The organism is uncultured Fibrobacter sp. (assembly GCF_946062555.1).
Lineage (GTDB): Bacteria > Fibrobacterota > Fibrobacteria > Fibrobacterales > Fibrobacteraceae > Fibrobacter.
This window is the reverse complement of record NZ_CAMGVQ010000015.1, coordinates 24,530-41,650: the sequence shown is the minus strand read 5'-3', so window position 1 is coordinate 41,650 and position 17,121 is coordinate 24,530. Positions and strand designations below refer to the sequence as shown.

At 55.2% G+C, this 17,121-nt stretch carries 13 protein-coding genes; 12 read left to right on the top strand and 1 reads right to left on the bottom strand.

The genetic code is table 11. The features are described 5' to 3' along the window. The first annotated feature begins 146 nt into the window (after positions 1–146). The 7 genes from Q0P86_RS06355 (at position 147) to Q0P86_RS06325 (ending at position 10,379) form a co-directional block, all read left to right on the top strand. Positions 147–1,064 carry an SUMF1/EgtB/PvdO family nonheme iron enzyme gene (locus Q0P86_RS06355; RefSeq protein ID WP_295038142.1) on the top strand — a complete coding sequence of 306 codons (918 nt, stop codon included), beginning with the start codon at positions 147–149 and terminating at the stop codon, positions 1,062–1,064. Between the two features lie 55 nt (positions 1,065–1,119). Continuing rightward, the gene (locus Q0P86_RS06350) at positions 1,120–1,626 is read left to right on the top strand and encodes a copper resistance protein NlpE N-terminal domain-containing protein (RefSeq protein ID WP_295038140.1); all 507 of its coding nucleotides are present in this window, start codon (positions 1,120–1,122) and stop codon (positions 1,624–1,626) included. A 2-nt stretch (positions 1,627–1,628) separates the two neighbouring features. Then, the gene (locus Q0P86_RS06345) at positions 1,629–2,396 is read left to right on the top strand and encodes a LytTR family DNA-binding domain-containing protein (protein ID WP_295038138.1); all 768 of its coding nucleotides are present in this window, start codon (positions 1,629–1,631) and stop codon (positions 2,394–2,396) included. 24 nt (positions 2,397–2,420) lie between these two features. Continuing rightward, on the top strand, positions 2,421–3,824 hold the full coding sequence (gene lepB / locus Q0P86_RS06340; protein ID WP_295038136.1) for a signal peptidase I: 1,404 nt from the start codon (positions 2,421–2,423) through the stop codon (positions 3,822–3,824). Continuing rightward, positions 3,824–5,620 (top strand): Ig-like domain-containing domain, encoded by a 1,797-nt coding sequence (locus Q0P86_RS06335; protein ID WP_295038133.1) that lies wholly within the window; start codon positions 3,824–3,826, stop codon positions 5,618–5,620. The genes lepB and Q0P86_RS06335 overlap by 1 nt, the downstream gene beginning before the upstream one ends. Positions 5,621–5,660: 40 nt before the next feature. Next, on the top strand, positions 5,661–8,408 hold the full coding sequence (locus tag Q0P86_RS06330) for a helicase C-terminal domain-containing protein (RefSeq protein WP_295038130.1): 2,748 nt from the start codon (positions 5,661–5,663) through the stop codon (positions 8,406–8,408). Between the two features lie 87 nt (positions 8,409–8,495). Then, positions 8,496–10,379, top strand: a complete 1,884-nt coding sequence (locus Q0P86_RS06325) for a hypothetical protein (protein ID WP_295038128.1) — start codon at positions 8,496–8,498, stop codon at positions 10,377–10,379. A 26-nt stretch (positions 10,380–10,405) separates the two neighbouring features. On the opposite strand, the gene Q0P86_RS06320 is transcribed toward Q0P86_RS06325, so the two are convergent. Beyond that, a complete protein-coding gene (locus Q0P86_RS06320; protein WP_290993075.1) occupies positions 10,406–10,879 on the bottom strand; it encodes a c-type cytochrome in 474 nt (157 codons plus the stop codon). A gap of 188 nt (positions 10,880–11,067) precedes the next feature. On the opposite strand from Q0P86_RS06320, the gene Q0P86_RS06315 reads away from it, so the two are divergent. The 5 genes from Q0P86_RS06315 to Q0P86_RS06295 all read left to right on the top strand — a co-directional run bounded on the left by Q0P86_RS06315 (position 11,068) and on the right by Q0P86_RS06295 (position 16,563). Continuing rightward, on the top strand, positions 11,068–12,087 hold the full coding sequence (locus tag Q0P86_RS06315; protein WP_294112567.1) for a GDSL-type esterase/lipase family protein: 1,020 nt from the start codon (positions 11,068–11,070) through the stop codon (positions 12,085–12,087). 123 nt (positions 12,088–12,210) lie between these two features. After that, the gene (locus Q0P86_RS06310) at positions 12,211–13,539 is read left to right on the top strand and encodes a GGDEF domain-containing protein (RefSeq protein ID WP_290993070.1); all 1,329 of its coding nucleotides are present in this window, start codon (positions 12,211–12,213) and stop codon (positions 13,537–13,539) included. 30 nt (positions 13,540–13,569) lie between these two features. Further along, complete coding sequence (locus tag Q0P86_RS06305; protein WP_291024942.1) at positions 13,570–13,977, top strand: hypothetical protein; 408 nt, start codon at positions 13,570–13,572, stop codon at positions 13,975–13,977. A 46-nt stretch (positions 13,978–14,023) separates the two neighbouring features. Further along, positions 14,024–14,860, top strand: coding sequence for a TIGR02147 family protein (locus Q0P86_RS06300; protein WP_290993065.1), 837 nt, complete (start codon positions 14,024–14,026; stop codon positions 14,858–14,860). Next, on the top strand, positions 14,857–16,563 hold the full coding sequence (locus Q0P86_RS06295; protein WP_295038125.1) for a hypothetical protein: 1,707 nt from the start codon (positions 14,857–14,859) through the stop codon (positions 16,561–16,563). The genes Q0P86_RS06300 and Q0P86_RS06295 overlap by 4 nt, the downstream gene beginning before the upstream one ends. The last annotated feature ends 558 nt before the right edge of the window (positions 16,564–17,121 follow it).

Below are 17,121 nucleotides of genomic sequence, written 5' to 3'. Positions count from 1 at the left end.
GGCTGAAAGAAATTCCAGCAGTCCAGAAAAAGACCCGTCCGTTGAGTCCTCGGGTTCACCCGAACCTGTTGCTTATTCAAGTTCCGAAATTGTTTTAAAAAAGAGTATCATGCTGTTCGTTGTGTAAAAGATGAAGAGGTTGAAAAATGAAACATCGATTTTTTTGTTTGTTGGCGACAAGCCTGTTGGCTCTTGTTTTCGGGTGCACCGCTGACGGGAGCGCCGTGGATTCGGATCCCATTGCCCCCGAGGGTGGCGGCGGTGGTTCGTATACGAAATCGAGTGAAAGCAAGGTTCCTGAATCTTCTAGTTCCGGTGCCGAGGCGGATTCTACCCAGGATTCGACGGTGTCGCCACTGCAGCGCCTTTCCGAATACCTGGATATGGTCGAAGTCCCGGCGATGGAGTTTTCCAAAGGTTCGGCGAAATACCGGATCTCGGCGTTTTCTATCGGCGAGACGGAGGTGACGCAGGGCCTTTATCGCGAGGTGATGGGTGAAATTAAGGAATGGCTGGGGGAAAACCATCCTGTTTTCAATGTGAGCTGGTACGATGCGGCTCTCTTCTGTAACGCGCTATCCAAGCTGGCAGGGCTCGATACCGCCTATGTTTATGAATCGGTTGATGCGAAGGGGATTTTGACTAATTTGTCTGTAAATTACGCTGCGAAGGCGGTCCGCTTGCCGACGGAAATGGAATGGGAAGTCGCGGCCCGCGCAGGAACGACAACTACCTATTACTGGGGCACGGAAACAGCCTCGAAATATGCGTACTACGCACAAAGTAAAGGTCCCGTGGAGGTCGCTGGATATCTGCCCAACGCGTATGGCCTTTACGACATGGGCGGAAATGTCGCCGAATGGACGAATGACTGGTATGCGGCTTATCCGACGACCGCCCAGGAAAACTATACCGGGGCGAATAGTGGTGACTACAAGGTGGTTCGCGGCGGTGGCTGGTCCGACAAGGCGCCTGCGCTTGCATCTGCCGAGCGCGACAAGGAGAACCCGAAATACCGTAGCCAGAAGGTGGGTCTCAGGGTCGTGTATTCCGAAGGTTTTTAGAGGCTATCTCCTAATCGTAAGAGCCAGAACATAATCCTTTTTCTAAATTAGGCGCATGAGTGGAAAAAAGTTGTTGTTTTCGCTGTGCGCCGTAGCCCTGCTCGTAGCCTGTTCCGAAGAAAAGTCGGAGCCGTTGCCGGACCTTCAGCCTGTAGAAATTCCGAAGGATGTTCCGGGGCTCTATTCGGGGCGCCTGCCGTGCGATGACTGTACGAGCCGCATGGTCCGTATGACCCTTTCCGAAGACAGCTCTGTTGTTGCGACCCAGCTGACCCTGCGCGACACCATGGTGACGGATACGCTCCGGGGCTCGTACGTGGTGACGGATTCCTCCATCAAGATTTCACTTTCCGATAATCAGCTCCATTGGAATTTCAAGCGCATCAAGTTCGGTAACTTGCGCTACATGACATCTGCAGGCGTGCCCTACGAAGACAAGGATGGCCTGCACGCCGATTTTATACGTATTTACAAGGCTCCGCTCAAGCCTGTTGTCAGGAATTCGGCGGAACCTGATTCGTCTGCGGAAAAGCCCGTGGCGACTGATAGTTCGAAGGAGTAGCGATGCAGTGCACAGCCCTAGTGATTGATGATGAACCGCTTGCCCGCAAGCGTATGATGCAGCTGTTGGAACCGTTCTCTTCCGAGATAGAGATCTTGGGCGAGACCGGCTCCGGTGCGCAGGCAGTCAAGATGATTCACGAGATGCTTCCCGATGTCGTGTTTCTCGATATCCAGATGCCCGACATGGATGCGTTCGAAGTGCTGCATTCCTTGCGGGGCGAGGACATGCCGCTGGTCATCTTTACGACGGCTTACGATAATTTTGCGCTCAAGGCGTTTGAAGAGAATACGGTGGACTATTTGCTGAAACCCGTGGATCCGGAACGTCTCGCGACCGCCATCGAGAAACTGCGCCGCATGATTCCGCAGGTGGACGATACTACGGTGCCTCCCGGTTTCAGCTGGGAAAAGCTTTGCAACCTGGTCGACATGAGCGTTCTTTACCTGCAGCGCCTGCAGGTGAAGGTGGGCGACCGTATCGTGTTCGTGAACATCGACGAGGTGATTCGTTTCCACAGCGAAGAGAAGTACACGACGGTCTATACCGTGAACGGTCAGTACGTGATCGATACCCCGCTGGTGGAACTCGAAAAGAAACTGGACCCGAGGCACTTTACGCGCGTGCACCGTTCGCATATCGTGGCAATCGACTATATTGCCGAATGCCGCAAGGGCGATGCGGGCCGTATGGTGATGGTGCTCCGCGACAAGGCGGCGACCCAGCTGGTGGTAAGCCGTTCGCTCGTCAAGAAAATCCGCAATCTCTAATTGCAATTCATAGTTGAATACCCGATGGAAAATAAAGAAAAAAAGTTTTCGGCGAAAAAGTTCTTGAAGGGACTGCTCCGGGAAATCATTGTCCCGGTGGTGCTCGCCTTGATTGTCATCCAGTACGTGATTCAGGCATTCCAGATTCCGAGCGGCTCGATGGAAGATACGCTGCATACGGGCGATTTCTTGCTGGGTCTCAAGTTTACCTACGGTTCGCCGATTCCGTTCAGCAACCAGAAGTTCCCCGGCTATGCGTACCCGGCCAAGGGCGACGTGGTGATTTTCCGCTACCCGGGCGAGCCCGAGTATCCTGACGGAAATCCGGCGCGTTATACGCACCTGTTCAATGCGCTCATGTTCGGTAACCTCTACTGGGATCACGAACCGAAGGCTGGCCAGCCGCACCTGGTTCATTACGCCGATGGCCCGAAGGACTACATCAAGCGCTGCGTGGCGACGAGTGGCGATACGGTGGCGGTGCATAAGGGGCGCCTTTACATTAACGGCGTGCTGCAAGATACTTTGCCCGGTCGCGGCAAGTACACGGCGACGGCGCGTTCGTTCTCTCCGCGCGATGAACGCGATGCGTTCGTGGTGCCGTCAGTGGGCGATACGTTTACGGTCGCGGATATGCCGCTCGAAAAGCTGTGGTGGCTGCGTTCGCTGGTGGCGCAGGAAAATCCGGACGAATCGGTGGAATTTGAAATTTCGCTGTGGAAGGACAGCGTCGAGATTAACAATTACGATTTCGAAAATTTCAGGATTCCGGTGGAGAATGACCGTGGCCTTGCGCTGAATGAACTTTTCCGCAGGAACCGCATGGTGCTGCAGCAGCGCCTGACGCAGGGCGATACGGTTTCTGGCGTGATGTCCTTTGCGTATTTCAAGGAACTTTCGCGCATCGGTTACCTGCCGATGATCGACCCGAACATCCAGGGCGGCTTTATGCGCCCGGTGAGCTACATGGCGTTCGAAGGCTCGCTCTTGCGTGACCTCGAAGGGAATGTCGCCCTGCTGAACCAGGCCGAAGAAGATAGCGCGGGGACTGTAGAAATGGTCGAAGTGGATGCCCCGCAAGACGGTGCCGCTACGGTGGAAGGGGTCGCGGGCGATACGCTCGATGCCCCGGCGAAGTCGAAGTTCGAGATCCGCCGCAGGCTGCTCCTGGGTGGCAAGCCGCTCGAAACCTATGTCGTGAAGACGCCGCAGTTCTTTATGATGGGCGACAACCGTGACAATTCCGCGGATAGCCGCTACTGGGGATTTGTCTCGCTGCGTAACATCCGTGCGAAGGCGTTCGTGATTTATTTCTCGTTCGAAAACGATGACGAGGCGTTCGTCCTGAAGAATCCGTTTACCTGGTGGCGCCTTCCGTTCCGCATTCGCTGGGGTCGCCTCGGCAAGATGATCCACATGATCGACTGATGAAGTTCTTGGGTTCGAAATACGGTGCGTTTTTTGCAGGGTTCTGCGGTGTGGCGCTTGCCGCGCTGCTTCTTGCGTCGTGTGCGACACAGGTAGCTCCGGGCGGTGGCCCCGAAGACAAGCTCCCGCCGCGCGTGGCGGCGGTGTATCCTGCTCCGAATACGACGAACCATCCGAACGAACTTTTGGTGAGGCTCGAATTCGACGAGTGGATTAACGCCTCTATTCCGCGCAGCGCCGTCTCGATTTCTCCGCCGATCGACAAGAAGCTGCGTTTCGAGGTGAGCGGGAATACGCTCGAACTTTCGTCGCGAGCCGTGCTCGATACGGGAACGACTTACACGATTACGTTTGCGGGTGGTATCAAGGATTTGCACGGGAACGCGCTCGCGAAACCTTTCCAGGTGGTTTTCTCGACGGGTGCGATTATCGATTCCCTGACGGTGACTGGCCGCGTGCTCGTGAACCAGGCGATGGCCCGCAAGAAGGAATACCCGAGTATCGGCCTTTTCTTGCTGGGCGAGGAACGCAACTCCAGGCATTATCTTGAAAAGTACCGTGACACGACCACCAAGGAAATCAGCAAGGAACCGTTGCTGTTAAAGGAACCTCCGCTGTACGTGACGCGCGCCGACAGCGCCGGACACTTTACGCTCACGGGCCTTAAGGCGGGGCACTACCGCGTGGTCGCCTTTGTCGACGGGAACGGTAACCAGAAGGTGGAACTTTCGACGGAGCAGGTGGGCCTCTGGACGGGCGACCTGAACCTCACCGCCGAATCGACCGATACGCTGTGGCTTGCCGTGGCCGACATGGACACGACCAAGCTGGAACTTGAGTCGGTGACGCAGCCCTTTGCGAATGTGCTCGAGGCGAACTTTACGCGTGGCGTGTACTTTGATTCCGCGTTTACCGATACCGCGAATTGCCACTTGACATCTCCCGAGAACAAGGTGCTCTATCCGAAGCTCGTTTACCGGAGCGTAAGTTCCAACAGACCGCAGTTCTACTTTGATCCCGCGCCCAAGGGAGAGGTGCTTTACAAGTTCGCCTGCAATGCGGCGAAGGATTCGATGTTCCGCCCGCTCGATACGCTCCGCAACGAGGTCGAATGGGAATGGAAGAAGATGGAATCCGATACGCTCCCGCCCAAGGTTTCGGGCGTAAGGAGCAATTCCAAGGCGAAGGCGCTGTTTCCCGACGATTCGCTGATTGTGTATTTCAACAAGCCGAAGCTAGATTCGCTGGAACAGACTTTCTTCGTGGCGGTCAACAAGGATACGACGCAGGTTCAGGTGAAGCAGGTGGACCCGGTGCGTTTCGCGGTCGAGAAGACGGCGCCCTGGCAGACCGACATTTCGGTGATTTTCCTGATGGGTTACATGGATACGACGCTTGCCGCCGCCGACAGCAACGGAAAACGCGACACGGTAATCGAGCTTAAGTACCAACGCCTGCAGAAATTCGAGACGGTGAGCAAGCTCAAGTTCGCGAAACTCCGCGGAAAGATTCCGGGGGCGAACCCGAAGGCGATCGTGCGCCTGCTTTCTGCAGAAACGAATCAGTACTACATGGAACACTGCAAGGGCGACGGCAGTTTCAGCTTTGACGACCTGGTTGAAGGCGCCTACCTGATGGACTACTACTACCCCGAAGAGGGCAAGGACCTGCCCGATGCGGGCTCCGTGGAGCCGCTGCGTTACGGTTCCGCCTGGCGTGCTATCAGCGATACGCTCAAGGTGAAAAACGGCGAGAACGTTCTGGATGAATTGACGAAGGCGGTGCCTTCGCTGTAGATTTTGCTGTAATGCCGCAAAAAGTTTAATGAGGAATAAAATGGAAATGAAATCTTTCGTGGCGATTGACTTGGAGACGACGGGTCTCGATTTTGAGAAGGACGAAATTATCGAAGTGGCCCTGGTGCGTTTTGAGAATGGCGTCCAGGGAGAATCCGTTGACTATTTGGTCAAGCCGACTTCGGTGACGCTGCGTCCTTTTATCGAATCGCTTACGGGAATTAGCAACGCGGACCTCGAGAATGCAGAACCATTTGCGGCCGTGGCGCAGAAGATTTATTCGTTCATTGGTGACCTGCCGATTGTCGCGCACAATGCGATGTTCGATTCCAAGTTCCTCAAGCAGACTTTTGCGAAGGTGGGAATCTCGTTCGAGAACCATCCGGTGTGGGATTCACTGACGGTTTCGCGCATTGCTTACCAGGATGTGCCGAACCACCGCCTCGATACCTTGGTGCAGGAGCTGGGCATTGAACGCAGCCGTGCGCACCGTGCGCTCCCCGATGCCGAAGCCTGCGGTCACCTTTTCGTGATGGCGCTCGACAAGATTGCGAATTCGGACCCGTGGCTCGTGGATGTTCTCGCAAGAATTGCCAGGGGTTCGGACTGGTCGCTTGTATGGGGCGAATCGGAGAATGCTTCGGAGCTTCCGCAGTTCAAGCTTCCGGATGTCCCGCTTGAAAATGCGCCGGTCAAGGAGCGCGCCCCCCGCGTGAGCGAGTTTTTTAAGGAGGGTGGGCTCCTTTCGACGAAGGTTGAAAATTTCCAGGTGCGCCACAACCAGCAGGATTTCGCCTCGGTGGTGGAACGCAACATGCACAAGGGCGGTCTCTGCGTTCTGGAAGCTCCGACGGGTTCGGGAAAGTCGCTGGCCTATCTGGTTTCTGCTGCTTGCAAGGCGGTGTCGGGCGAACGCGTCGTCATCAGTACGGCGACCCGCGCGCTGCAGGAACAGCTCTGGAGCAAGGACATTCCGCTGGTGGCAAGCCTGTTCGACGGCAAGCTGAAGGCGGCCGTGCTGAAGGGCCGCGAAAACTACCTGTGTCTCCGCAAGTTCGAAGAAATCGTGAAGGCTCCGCAGAACCTGCTGCTCAGTGACGAACGCGATTCCTTTATGGCGATCGTGCCGTGGGTCTACGCGACCGAAACCGGCGACGTGAACGAGTGCAATTCGTTCAGCCAGGGCCGCAATCGCGTCCTCTGGTCCAAGATGTCTAGCTCCGCGAAGTCCTGCCTCGGCGAAAAGTGCCCGCATTACAACAAGTGCCCGGCCCTTGCCGCCAAGCGACGCGCGATGAATTCCAACTTGGTGCTGGTGAACCATTCCCTGTTCCTGGCCGACATGGGCCTCGATTTTGCACTGCTTCCGCTGTACGAACATATCGTGTTCGACGAAGCGCACCGACTCCCGCAAGTGAGCCGCAATGCGTTCGGCCGCACGGTGTCCTTCTTTGCGCTCCGTAACGTCATCAAGACGCTCGTACCTTCGAAGGGCCACGAGGTCGAAAACCGCGACGGTCTTGTCGCTGAACTCGAAAAGCGCATTCCCGCCGAAGAAACCGAACTGCACGCAAGCTGCGTGAACCTTACGGAATCGCTCACCGAAACCGAGAAGGCGCTGCACCGTTTCTTCATGAAAATCGGCAAGAAGCTTGCGAAGCAGAAGAACAACCGCAACGGCTTTACCTACGCTTCCGGCATCATGGCCGAATACGATGCCGACCCTGCGACGTTCATGGAACAGGGCCTGAATGCAATCAAGCTTGCCGAAAGCCTTTCCGCCTCGGTTTCTGCCAGTGCGGCATTCGCGGCCTCCAAAAAGGAACTGTCGGGCCTGCTCAGCGATGTGGGCGGCCGCATGACGGAACTTTCCCGTTTCTTGCAGGACTTCGAATTCGTGGTCAAGGCGGGCCGCGACGATTGGGCCTTCTATATGGAAGATCCCTTCAATCCGCATACCATCAAGCTGCACGCCAGTCCGCTCGACGCGTCTGCCCCGTGGAAAGAAAAGTTCTATCCGTGGATCAAGTCGGCTACATTTACCTCGGCGACGCTCTCGGTGCAGGGCGACCTTGATTACTTTGTCCATAAAATGGGAATGGATTTCCCGGACGGCAAGAAGACGCCCTTCCTGCGCGTCTATAGCGAATCGGCAAACAAGGATGCCCGCCGCTCGGTCATTGTCGCGAAATATCTGCCCAAGCCCTCGGCTCCGGAATATAATGATGCCCTGAACGAGACACTTATGGCGGTTCTCCCTGAAGTCGAGGAGAACACAATGGTGCTGTTTACCAGCATTTCGGCGATGATGAAGGCGCAGACGGCGCTTGCGCCGGTGTTCGCCGAGAAGAACAAGTTGCTCCTTTGCCAGCATGTGGACGGTTCGCTGGACGGTCTGGTGGCCATGTTCCGCAAGTCCCGTGGCGCTTGCCTGCTCGGCTGCCAGAGCCTGTGGGAAGGCGTAGACTTCCCGGGTGATGCACTGAAGTTGCTCGTGATTCCGAAGCTCCCGTTCCCGAACCCGGTGGATCCGCTGGTGGCGGGTGTCGCGAACAAGATGAAGGCCGAAGGCAAGAACGCGTTCAAGGAATTCTTTGTTCCCGAGGCCTATATGGAACTGCGTCAGGGACTCGGTCGTCTGATCCGTTCCGAAGAGGACTCCGGCAAGGTGCTGGTGCTTGACAACCGCATCGTGACGGAGCATTACGGCAAGAGTTTCATGCGAATCTGGAACAACAAGCAGACCGTGGTCGCCTCGATCGACGAAGTGAAAGCCTCGTTGCGTTAGTCGTTAAAGTTTCGTTGTGTTCGTCGCAGCACTGGCGGCGCCTGAAAATTTTTCTATATTTGGCCACCCTAGTAAAGGGTGGAATTGATGTTTGACTTGAATGCTTTCTTTGACGGAATGTCCAAGCCACTTCTTCGCAACGCTCATGCGAAGGCCTTTGGCCATAAGGGCTTGTTGAACAACGCTTTGATTCAGAACGAGACGCTTTCTTTTTATAACGACAAGAACCGCGTGGCGGCGTTGTGCGAAAAGATGGAACCGTGGCAGCATCGTTGCATGGAACTCATTTACAACAGCGCGTCCAGGGGACTCACCTACAACGAGTTGCGCCTTACGGTCCCGGTAAGCAAGGCGCGCGACCTGCAGACATTCCTGCTTTCGATGTGCCGCGAATACTTGTTGTGGCGCACCGCCGTCGGAAATACGACGGTCTATTACGGATTTTCGAATTTTACCGGTTGCTTTGACTTGCCCGTGACACCGTTGCAGAATGTTCCGGGGAACGGCCTTGCCTACCAGAACCTGGTGGATTGGCATATCTGCATCGTGCTTGCGAATGCCATGCTCGGTGACCTCAAGCTGAACAACAGCGGTGTGCTTCACCGCCGCAGCTACCAGATTTGCACGGATTCCTTTGTCATGGCGAAGCAGGTTTGCGATAAGGCTGCCGAAAACGAGCTTTCGCTGATATTCAATTTCCTTACGGGGAATGGCTGGCTGGAACAGCAGGAATCGTGCCTGGTTCCGTCGGAAAAGGCGCTTGAATTTATCCGCAAGAACGGCTTCCGCCTGCACCAGGATCTGCTTTCTTGGTGGCTCAAGGAACGTTTCCGCGGCGACCGTAGCCATTGCGTTCGCCTGTTGCGCATGCTCGAGAAGCCGTTGTCCGCCTTCGAGGCTTCCCGCCTGTTCTGGGTGATCGATCCGAGCTTCAGGTTGCAAGAAAAGGGAAGCGAGCTCTCGTGGGATTTCCTGCCCCGCGCCCTCCGCGAATTGTGGCTCCTGGGCTTTGTCCGCATCACGCTTTTAGGCAGCAAGATTGCCTCTGTCGTGCTGGACCAGTCCGGCAAGGATTGGCTGGAATCGTCCATTGCCTCTATTCCCGAGCAGAACATTTCGTGCTTGCCGAACTTCGAGCTGATCGCCTCTACGGGCACGGCACCGCGAGTCCTCTTTATGCTGGCGTGCCTCGCCCATGTCGAGAATGACGAAATGTACCTGCGTTTCTCGCTGAATCGTGAAAGCTATATGCGCGGTCTCAAGTGCGGAATCGCCGAATCCGAAATCGAAAGTTTCAAGGCTTGGATCAAGCCGCCCGTGAACGTGGAATCGACCCTTGCCGAATGGAATTCGTCCTACTACGGCGCAAAGGTGCAGACCGTTCGCCTGCTCAAGATCGACAGTGCGGAAGTCCTCGGCGAACTTTCCCGTTTCCCGCAGTTCATGGAATGCGCCGAAGAGTTCATTCCGGGTTACGGCTTTGTACTGAAGCCCGAACTCGAAGGGCGCGCCTTCGAAATCCTGACGAACTACGGCTACTGCCCCTTTGTCGAAAGGAACAGCGAGAACCGTACGGCGGCTCCTGTCGACGAATGGCGCAAGGACTTTGCCGTGGCCTGGCCCGAGGCGAAGGCTCCCGACTACGAACTCAAGGAAATCGTGGATTCCGAATCGCTCCGTACCGCACTCAATTCTACGAAGTACGGCAACAATTACCAGCGCCTGAGCAACTTCGACCTGGTGCAGGTGCTGCGTTACGCGAAGACCGTCGGTGCGCTCATCGGTGCGAAGGTGAAAAATCCCGCGAAGCGTGGCGACAAGGAAATCGAGCGGAACTTCTTCGTGCATGCGCTCAAGCTCGCGAAGTCGCCTCAGTTCATCGAGATCCAGCCTTACGGAAGCGATGCTCCCGAAATGCTTGAACTTTCGTTTATCCAGGAAGTCAAGGTCTACAACGGGAAACAGCCGTAGTCAGGTAATGCTGCGGTGCGCTCCCGCTACGGGAGCGTCTGCGCAAATCCCGCGATGTCGATAAGGTCCTGCAGCTCCAGCTCGTCGATGTAGGCGGCCATGCTGCGTTCCCTGTCGCCGAAGTTCATCTGGTACCAGAAGGTGGGCATTTCCTCGCGGGCGCGCTGTCCTATGAATGCGGGCTGTTCGTAGTAGGGCGCGAAGTTGAAACGCTTTCCGTCGCTTCCGTGGCAGGGTCTGCAGTTTTGGTAGAAGAGCTCTTTGCCGCGCTTGATGTTTGCGCCCTTGATTTTTCCGTCCTTGTCGAGCAGCTTGTACACGAGAAGGGCCATGCGGGCGTCTTCGCGGGTGAGCGTGTCTCCCGGTGAACCCGGTTCGGGCTGGAGGGCGGGTTTTTCTTTCGCGGCGGAATCGCTATCGGCAAAGGCGGAAACTCCGAGCAGCAACCCGTATGCCGCCACTAGGAAAAGTCCCCAACATATTTGCCGATTGAAACGCATGCATTCAATTTAGCTAAATCTGAAATCCGAATTCATCTGCGTTCCGTTCTAGCGACAATCAACTCCGAATTCCGAAATCTGAATTTCGAATTTACTACTATTCCCCCATGCGTTGTTTGAATAGGGTCAAATCATCTTTGGCAGGTATCGCCCTGTTGTCCGTATTTTCTTTTGGAGCGGAGGTCTCTGTGGACAAGTTTTCCGAAAATTTGTTGTTTAGCGGTCGCTGGGAACACGGCAAGGAGTTCAGCCGCACGAGTGCCCCTGCAGCCATGGTGCAGTTCAATGCACAGGCCAATTCGCTGGAATTCGAGCTGGAAGGCGAGGCGCGCTTCCGCATAGACGAAGACGGCAAGCAGATTGCGGTACTTACGACAAATTCTCGTTCTGTAAACAAAGTAAAGGCTTCGGGGGACGGCTCTGTGCATCGTTACCGTCTGATCAAGATTAGCGAGAGCAATCCCGGTGGCGTGCGCCTTTACAAGGTCTCTACCGACAAGGCGGGCAAGTTTGCCGCTCCGCCCAAGCAGAGCAATCGACGCATCGAATTTATCGGTGACTCGTTTACGGTCGGCTTCGGAAACGAAGGCCAGAACGGTGAAGACGAATCGCTGGTGTTCGAGAAGACGAATGCGTCCAGGAGTTACGCCTTCTTGATTGCCGACGGTTTCAAGGCCGATTTCCAGGTGAACGCCTTTAGCGGTCGCGGTCTCGTGCGTAACTACGACAACATCGTGCCCGAGTGGCCTGTGCCGCGACTTTACGAGTATACGGTCCCGGGCGAGGCTCCGGGGGACCTTGCGAATGGCCAGGCCGATGCGTCGCTGCGTTATGATTTCGATTCGTTCCATCCCCAGGTTATCGTTATCTTTATCGGGATCAACGATTTTCAGGGAAACCCGCCCTACGCCGACAAGGGCGCCTTCAAGAAGGCCTATGTGGGGTTGCTTGAAAAGCTCCGCAAGGCTCATCCGGGCGTAAAGTTCCTGCTGTTGTCTACCAAGGTATGGCCCAACGACGACTTGACTCCTACGGTAAAGTCCATTTACGACGCCGAAGTGGCCGCAGGCAAGCGCGATCTGGAATTCATGACGCTCCAGACGGCCAACGTGGCTCTGCTCGGACATCCGGATATCCATTCCCACGAAGACATGGCGAAGGCGATCCGTTCGCTGGTCGGGCGTCTGGGCCGCTGGCTTTCTCGCTAGTTATCCCCGAAAACGGGGACTTTATCACGTAAACCTGCAAAGAGGCACTCTGTTTCATGAAAAAGCAGTTGCCTTTTTTTGTTTTTTATATATTTAAAACTAGATTTACGCTGGATTTCGTCTATGTCTAGGATATTTGAAAAGATTTATGTGCTGTTCAGGATGAATATCCTGATTTTCGTGCTTTTGGCCGTGACGGTCATCGCGCTTTTCGCGTATCAGAATGGGCTTGATGTAATTGAGCCTCTGTACCTGCACGACTATCCTTATTTGATGGCGGAAACGGACTCTGCGGACGGCGGCGCCTCGGCCGTGAAACTTTCCCGTACCGATTCCTCCATTATCTTGGACTATGAACTCAAGGAAGGCTATGCCTACCCGTATGTGGGCGTGAAGATTTTCCTGGGCGACGGCAAGACGCGCGGCAGGGACCTTTCCCGTTTCGACAGTATTTTCGTGTGGGTGAAGCCCCGTGGCGAAGGAACGGTCCGTCTCTACATGCGCGGTTATGACAGCACGTTCTCCCGTCCGGGGGACGAAACCTCGCTCAAGTTCAACGAAATCGAATTTTTCCCGCTCGAAGAAACCTACCCGGCCGTTTTCGTGCCGCAGGAATTTCGCGTAGCGGGCTGGTGGGTCGCCGAGAACGAAATCAACGTTCACAAGGCGAGGGTTGACCTCTCGAACATCCCCCTGATCGAGATCCAAACGGGCACGAATGCTCCGCTCGGGTACGGGACGCTCGAAATCAAGGGCCTCTGCTTCAAGGGCAAGAAAATCGAGAAGGAAGAACTTGCGACGGCGCTGGTCGCCCTCTGGTTCATTACCTTCTTTGTTATCCTTGTGATCCGCTTCTTTGACTACAGTCGCGAACGCGCGGCCAACAATAAGAAACGCGAAGAGCTTGAAAAGAACCTGCGCGCCCTCGAGATCGAGAAGAGCGAATACGAAAAGTCCAGCAAGGAAGACCCGCTGACAGGCTGCCTGAACCGTGCCGGTTTCAGCAGCGTGCTCATGCGCGAACAGGAAAATCTGCAAAAGAACGACAGCCCCGTGTCCTTCGTAATCCTGGATATCGACCACTTCAAGCACGTGAACGATACTTACGGTCACATGGTGGGCGACGAAGTCCTGGTGAACCTCGCCAAGCTTATCCAGAGCAAGATCCGCAATACCGATGCGCTTGTGCGTTGGGGCGGCGAAGAATTCGTGATCCTCTGTGGCGATACGCCGATCCAGAATGCCCAGTTCCTTGCCGAAAAGCTCCGCATGGCGATTGAGAACACGCAGCTGATCAAGCAGCAGAAGATTACCTGCTCCTTCGGTATCGCCGAGATGATTGTCGGCGAAGACCCGAAGCGCCTGTTCGAACGCGCCGACAAGGCCCTGTATGCCTCCAAGGAAAACGGGCGTAACCGCGTGACGAGCGCGACCTTCCGCCATACCAGGTAAGTTCGGAATTCAGAATTCGGAATTTAAATCATGAAAAATCTTATTGAGAATGTGGCAATCCGATTCACGATTGCCTTTTTCTTGTTAATCGTTTTTTTGCTCGCGGGCTGCGCCAAGAAGGAGCCTGAAGTAGACTTCAAGCCGGTCCAGATACACTGGAACCTGGCCGAGGGCGAAGACGAGTCGCAGATGCCCCGCAAGGACAACTGTGTGATCTTGCTCACGGGGCGCTTGATGGGCGAAGCCCCGGTGCAGGCCTCCCAGGCGGGCGAACTGAACTACGAGGTCGCCGTTTCCCGTAACGCGAAAAAAACGGAAATCCTTGATTTTAGCGGAATTTGCGCGGATTTGTCGATGGCGGATGCCCCGGAATGCAGGTGGTCGGCCACCTGCGATGCCGACCTCGAAATCGTTGTAAAGTTCGACAACGGAGATTAGGGCCGTTGCATAGTATTTAGAGTATCAAGGATTTATCTTTATTGGTATGAAGAAGATTTTTGAATACACGGACTATCGCGAGTGGTTGAGGGATGCTTTTGAGGATTTTAAGCAGCGCAAGACTGTCATTTCGTGGCGTTACATGGCCATGAAGATGGGTGCCGATCCGGGCAACCTCCTTCGCGTTTCTCAGGGCAAGATCCACTTGCCCCTGAGTCTGATACAGCCCGCTGCTGACTTCTTCGAACTCGAAGGCAAGGAAGCCGACTATTGGGCCGAGATGGTGTATTTCGGCCGAGCCAAGACCGATGCCGACGCGCTCCAGCACTACGAGCGCATGCAGGCTCTCAAGGGCGTCTCGCTCAAGTTGCTGCAGAAGAAGGAACTCGAGTTCTACCGTCACTGGTACTACAACGCCATCCGTTCCGTGATAGGCATCTGCAAGTTCAAGGATGATTACCAGGGGCTCGCCGAAAGCTGCACCCCGAACATTACCGAGAAGGAGGCCCGCGACGCGGTAAAGCTGCTGGCCGACCTCAACATGATTTCGACGGACCGCGACGGATACTGGAAGGTGAACGACACCTTCGTGTCTACCGGCGGAAACTGGCGCTCCCAGGCCGTGCGCGCCTTCCAGCACGAGACGATCCGCCTTGCCGATGAATCCCTCGACAGGCATCAGCCGTTCCTCAGGGATATCAGCACGGTCACCATGACCTTTTGTATGGACGATATCCAGCTCTTGCGCGAAAAGATTAACGCTTTCCGTGAAGATTTACTACGTTTATCCCAAGAAGGGACGGATGACGATACTGTGTTCCAGTTGAACATCCAGATGTTTCCGCTGGCGTTCACCAAACCTCTGAAGGAGAAAGGAAAATGAGAATATCCCTCGCTCTTTTGCCTTTGCTCTCGCTCGCGTTAGCGGGGTTGGTGGCCTGTAACAATAGCAATGATGTCGCTGGCGGTCCGGGTAGCATTACCACGAACGGAATCGCGCTTGTCGACGGCAAGCCCGCGTCGTATGCGACGGTGGCGCTCCGCAAGGTGGACTTCAGGGCCGAACAGCCTGTCGAAGAGAACGCGCTGGTGGTGGCCGATTCCTATGCCGACGAAAAGGGTAACTTCAAGGTGGAAATCCCTGCCGGGGGCAAGTATCGCCTGACGGTGCTGCATGACGGCGTGGCTTACTCCAAGGAACTGTCCCGTGGTGAATTTGCCGTGGTGGGTGAATCTACGGCTCCCGATACGGTGAACCTTTCTGCGACTGCCGTGATGGCGGGCGTTGTCGACATTCCCGAGGGCGATTCCTCTGTCTGGGTCGGCATTGTCGGAACCGATGTGCTGGTGAAGACCGATGCGGCGGGCTGGTTCGCGCTGCCGGCGTTGCCGGCGAACGATTCCCTCGTGCTCTACTTCGCAAGTGAAAATTTCGCCCAGAATCTGGGATCGCAGTCGGTCTACGTGACTCCGCGTGAATCGCTGATGAAGGATTACCGTAGCGTGATTCCTGGCGATACCTCGTCCAGGGATACGGCGCAAAAGGATACCGCCACGCCGCTCCCGCAAGTGTTGGCGCTCATGGGAGATGGCTCTCCTGCGGCCTATGCGACGGTGGCACTCCGCGCCGCCGGTGCGACGGTTGACAATTATGTTGTTCAGAATGCGATGGTTGAATCCGACCTCCGTGCCGATAAGCAGGGGCGTTTCGATATGGAATGGCCTGCCAAGGGCGACTTCCGTTTGACAGTCGTAAAGGATGGATTTGCTTTCTCCAAGGTGTATAGCGCCAAGGAACTCGCCGGCCTCGATACGGTCCGCCTTTCGGCAACCGCCTCGATTTCGAGCAAGGTAACGCTTCGTTCGGTGGATACCGCGGTGTGGGTGGGCGTCTATGGCCTCGATTTGTTGGTCAAGACGAATAACGTGGGCGCCTACGTGCTTCCGAATGTTCCTGCGAACGATGAACTCGGCATCTACTTTGTGACGGCGGATTCCGCCAATGGCCTTTATGCCGAATGGAATGCCTTTGCCGAACCGAACAGTACCGAGTTCTTGAGCCCCGTAAAGGTGCTCCAGGATTTTGAAGACGGTGCAAGCGGCTGGTATGTGAATACCGACTCCCTGAAGAAGGGAACGACCATTACGCCTGCAGTGTATGCGAAAGATGGCGTCGAGTACGATTCTATCCGCAAGTCCAACTTGTTCCACGCGAAATATAAGCTGGCCAACGATGACTACGCCTGGGCGCTTGTGGGAACGTCCTTTGTGCATTACATGAATCTTGCCGCCATCGATTCTGTCGTATTCTATGCAAAGGGCGACGGAAATATCCGCCTTTCGCTGGAAAACTACATCGATCCGTCCAAGAACCTGAAGGCAGCCACCGAGTGGATAAAGCTCTCGAAGGACTGGACGCGCATCAGCGTGAACCCGGCGGAACTGTGCGTAGGTAGCGCCACCGACGAAAGCTGCTTCACTACCTGGAGCACCATCAAGGGTTATGTCAAGCAGTTCCACATCTTCGTGCAGGACGGCACCGAATTCTACATCGACGACGTGACGCTTTACGGCGCGCTGTTCTAGTCCGTAGAGCATGTTGCGGACCGAATCGCATTTTTCGTCTATGTGATTCGGAGTGCCCGTAAGTTGCGGTCGCTCGAGTGCCCGCAGGAGGCGATAGGGGCAATCTTGATTAGTTTTGTTTTCCCGGCCCCCGGCCCTTTGGTGCCGGAATTTCTTTTTGCGTGTCCGGTATGCTCCTTTGGCGCTTGTTACGCCCCTTTGCGCGACCGCCTTACATACTAAACACTTGAAAAAGGCCGATTAGTATGTAAATTTTCACGATTTTGACCTTCAAAATTGCAAAATTGGCATTTTTTTTTCCTGAAAAGCTCCCAAACTGCACTTTTCGGGCAATTTTGCCCCCATTTTTACATACTAATTGGGTTGAATTTCGTTTTTAGTATGTAAGCCCCCTGAAAAATTGTTTGAATAAATTAATCAAAAGGAACCCTGCTCAAGGAGGACTGTGTCGAATCGCCTTTGCGCCCCGAGAATGGGACGTCTGCCCTGGAAATGCTTTGATTCCCTTGCAAAAAGCGGACGCAAAAACGGCTGTTATCGAGGGGTTCTGGCATTGTT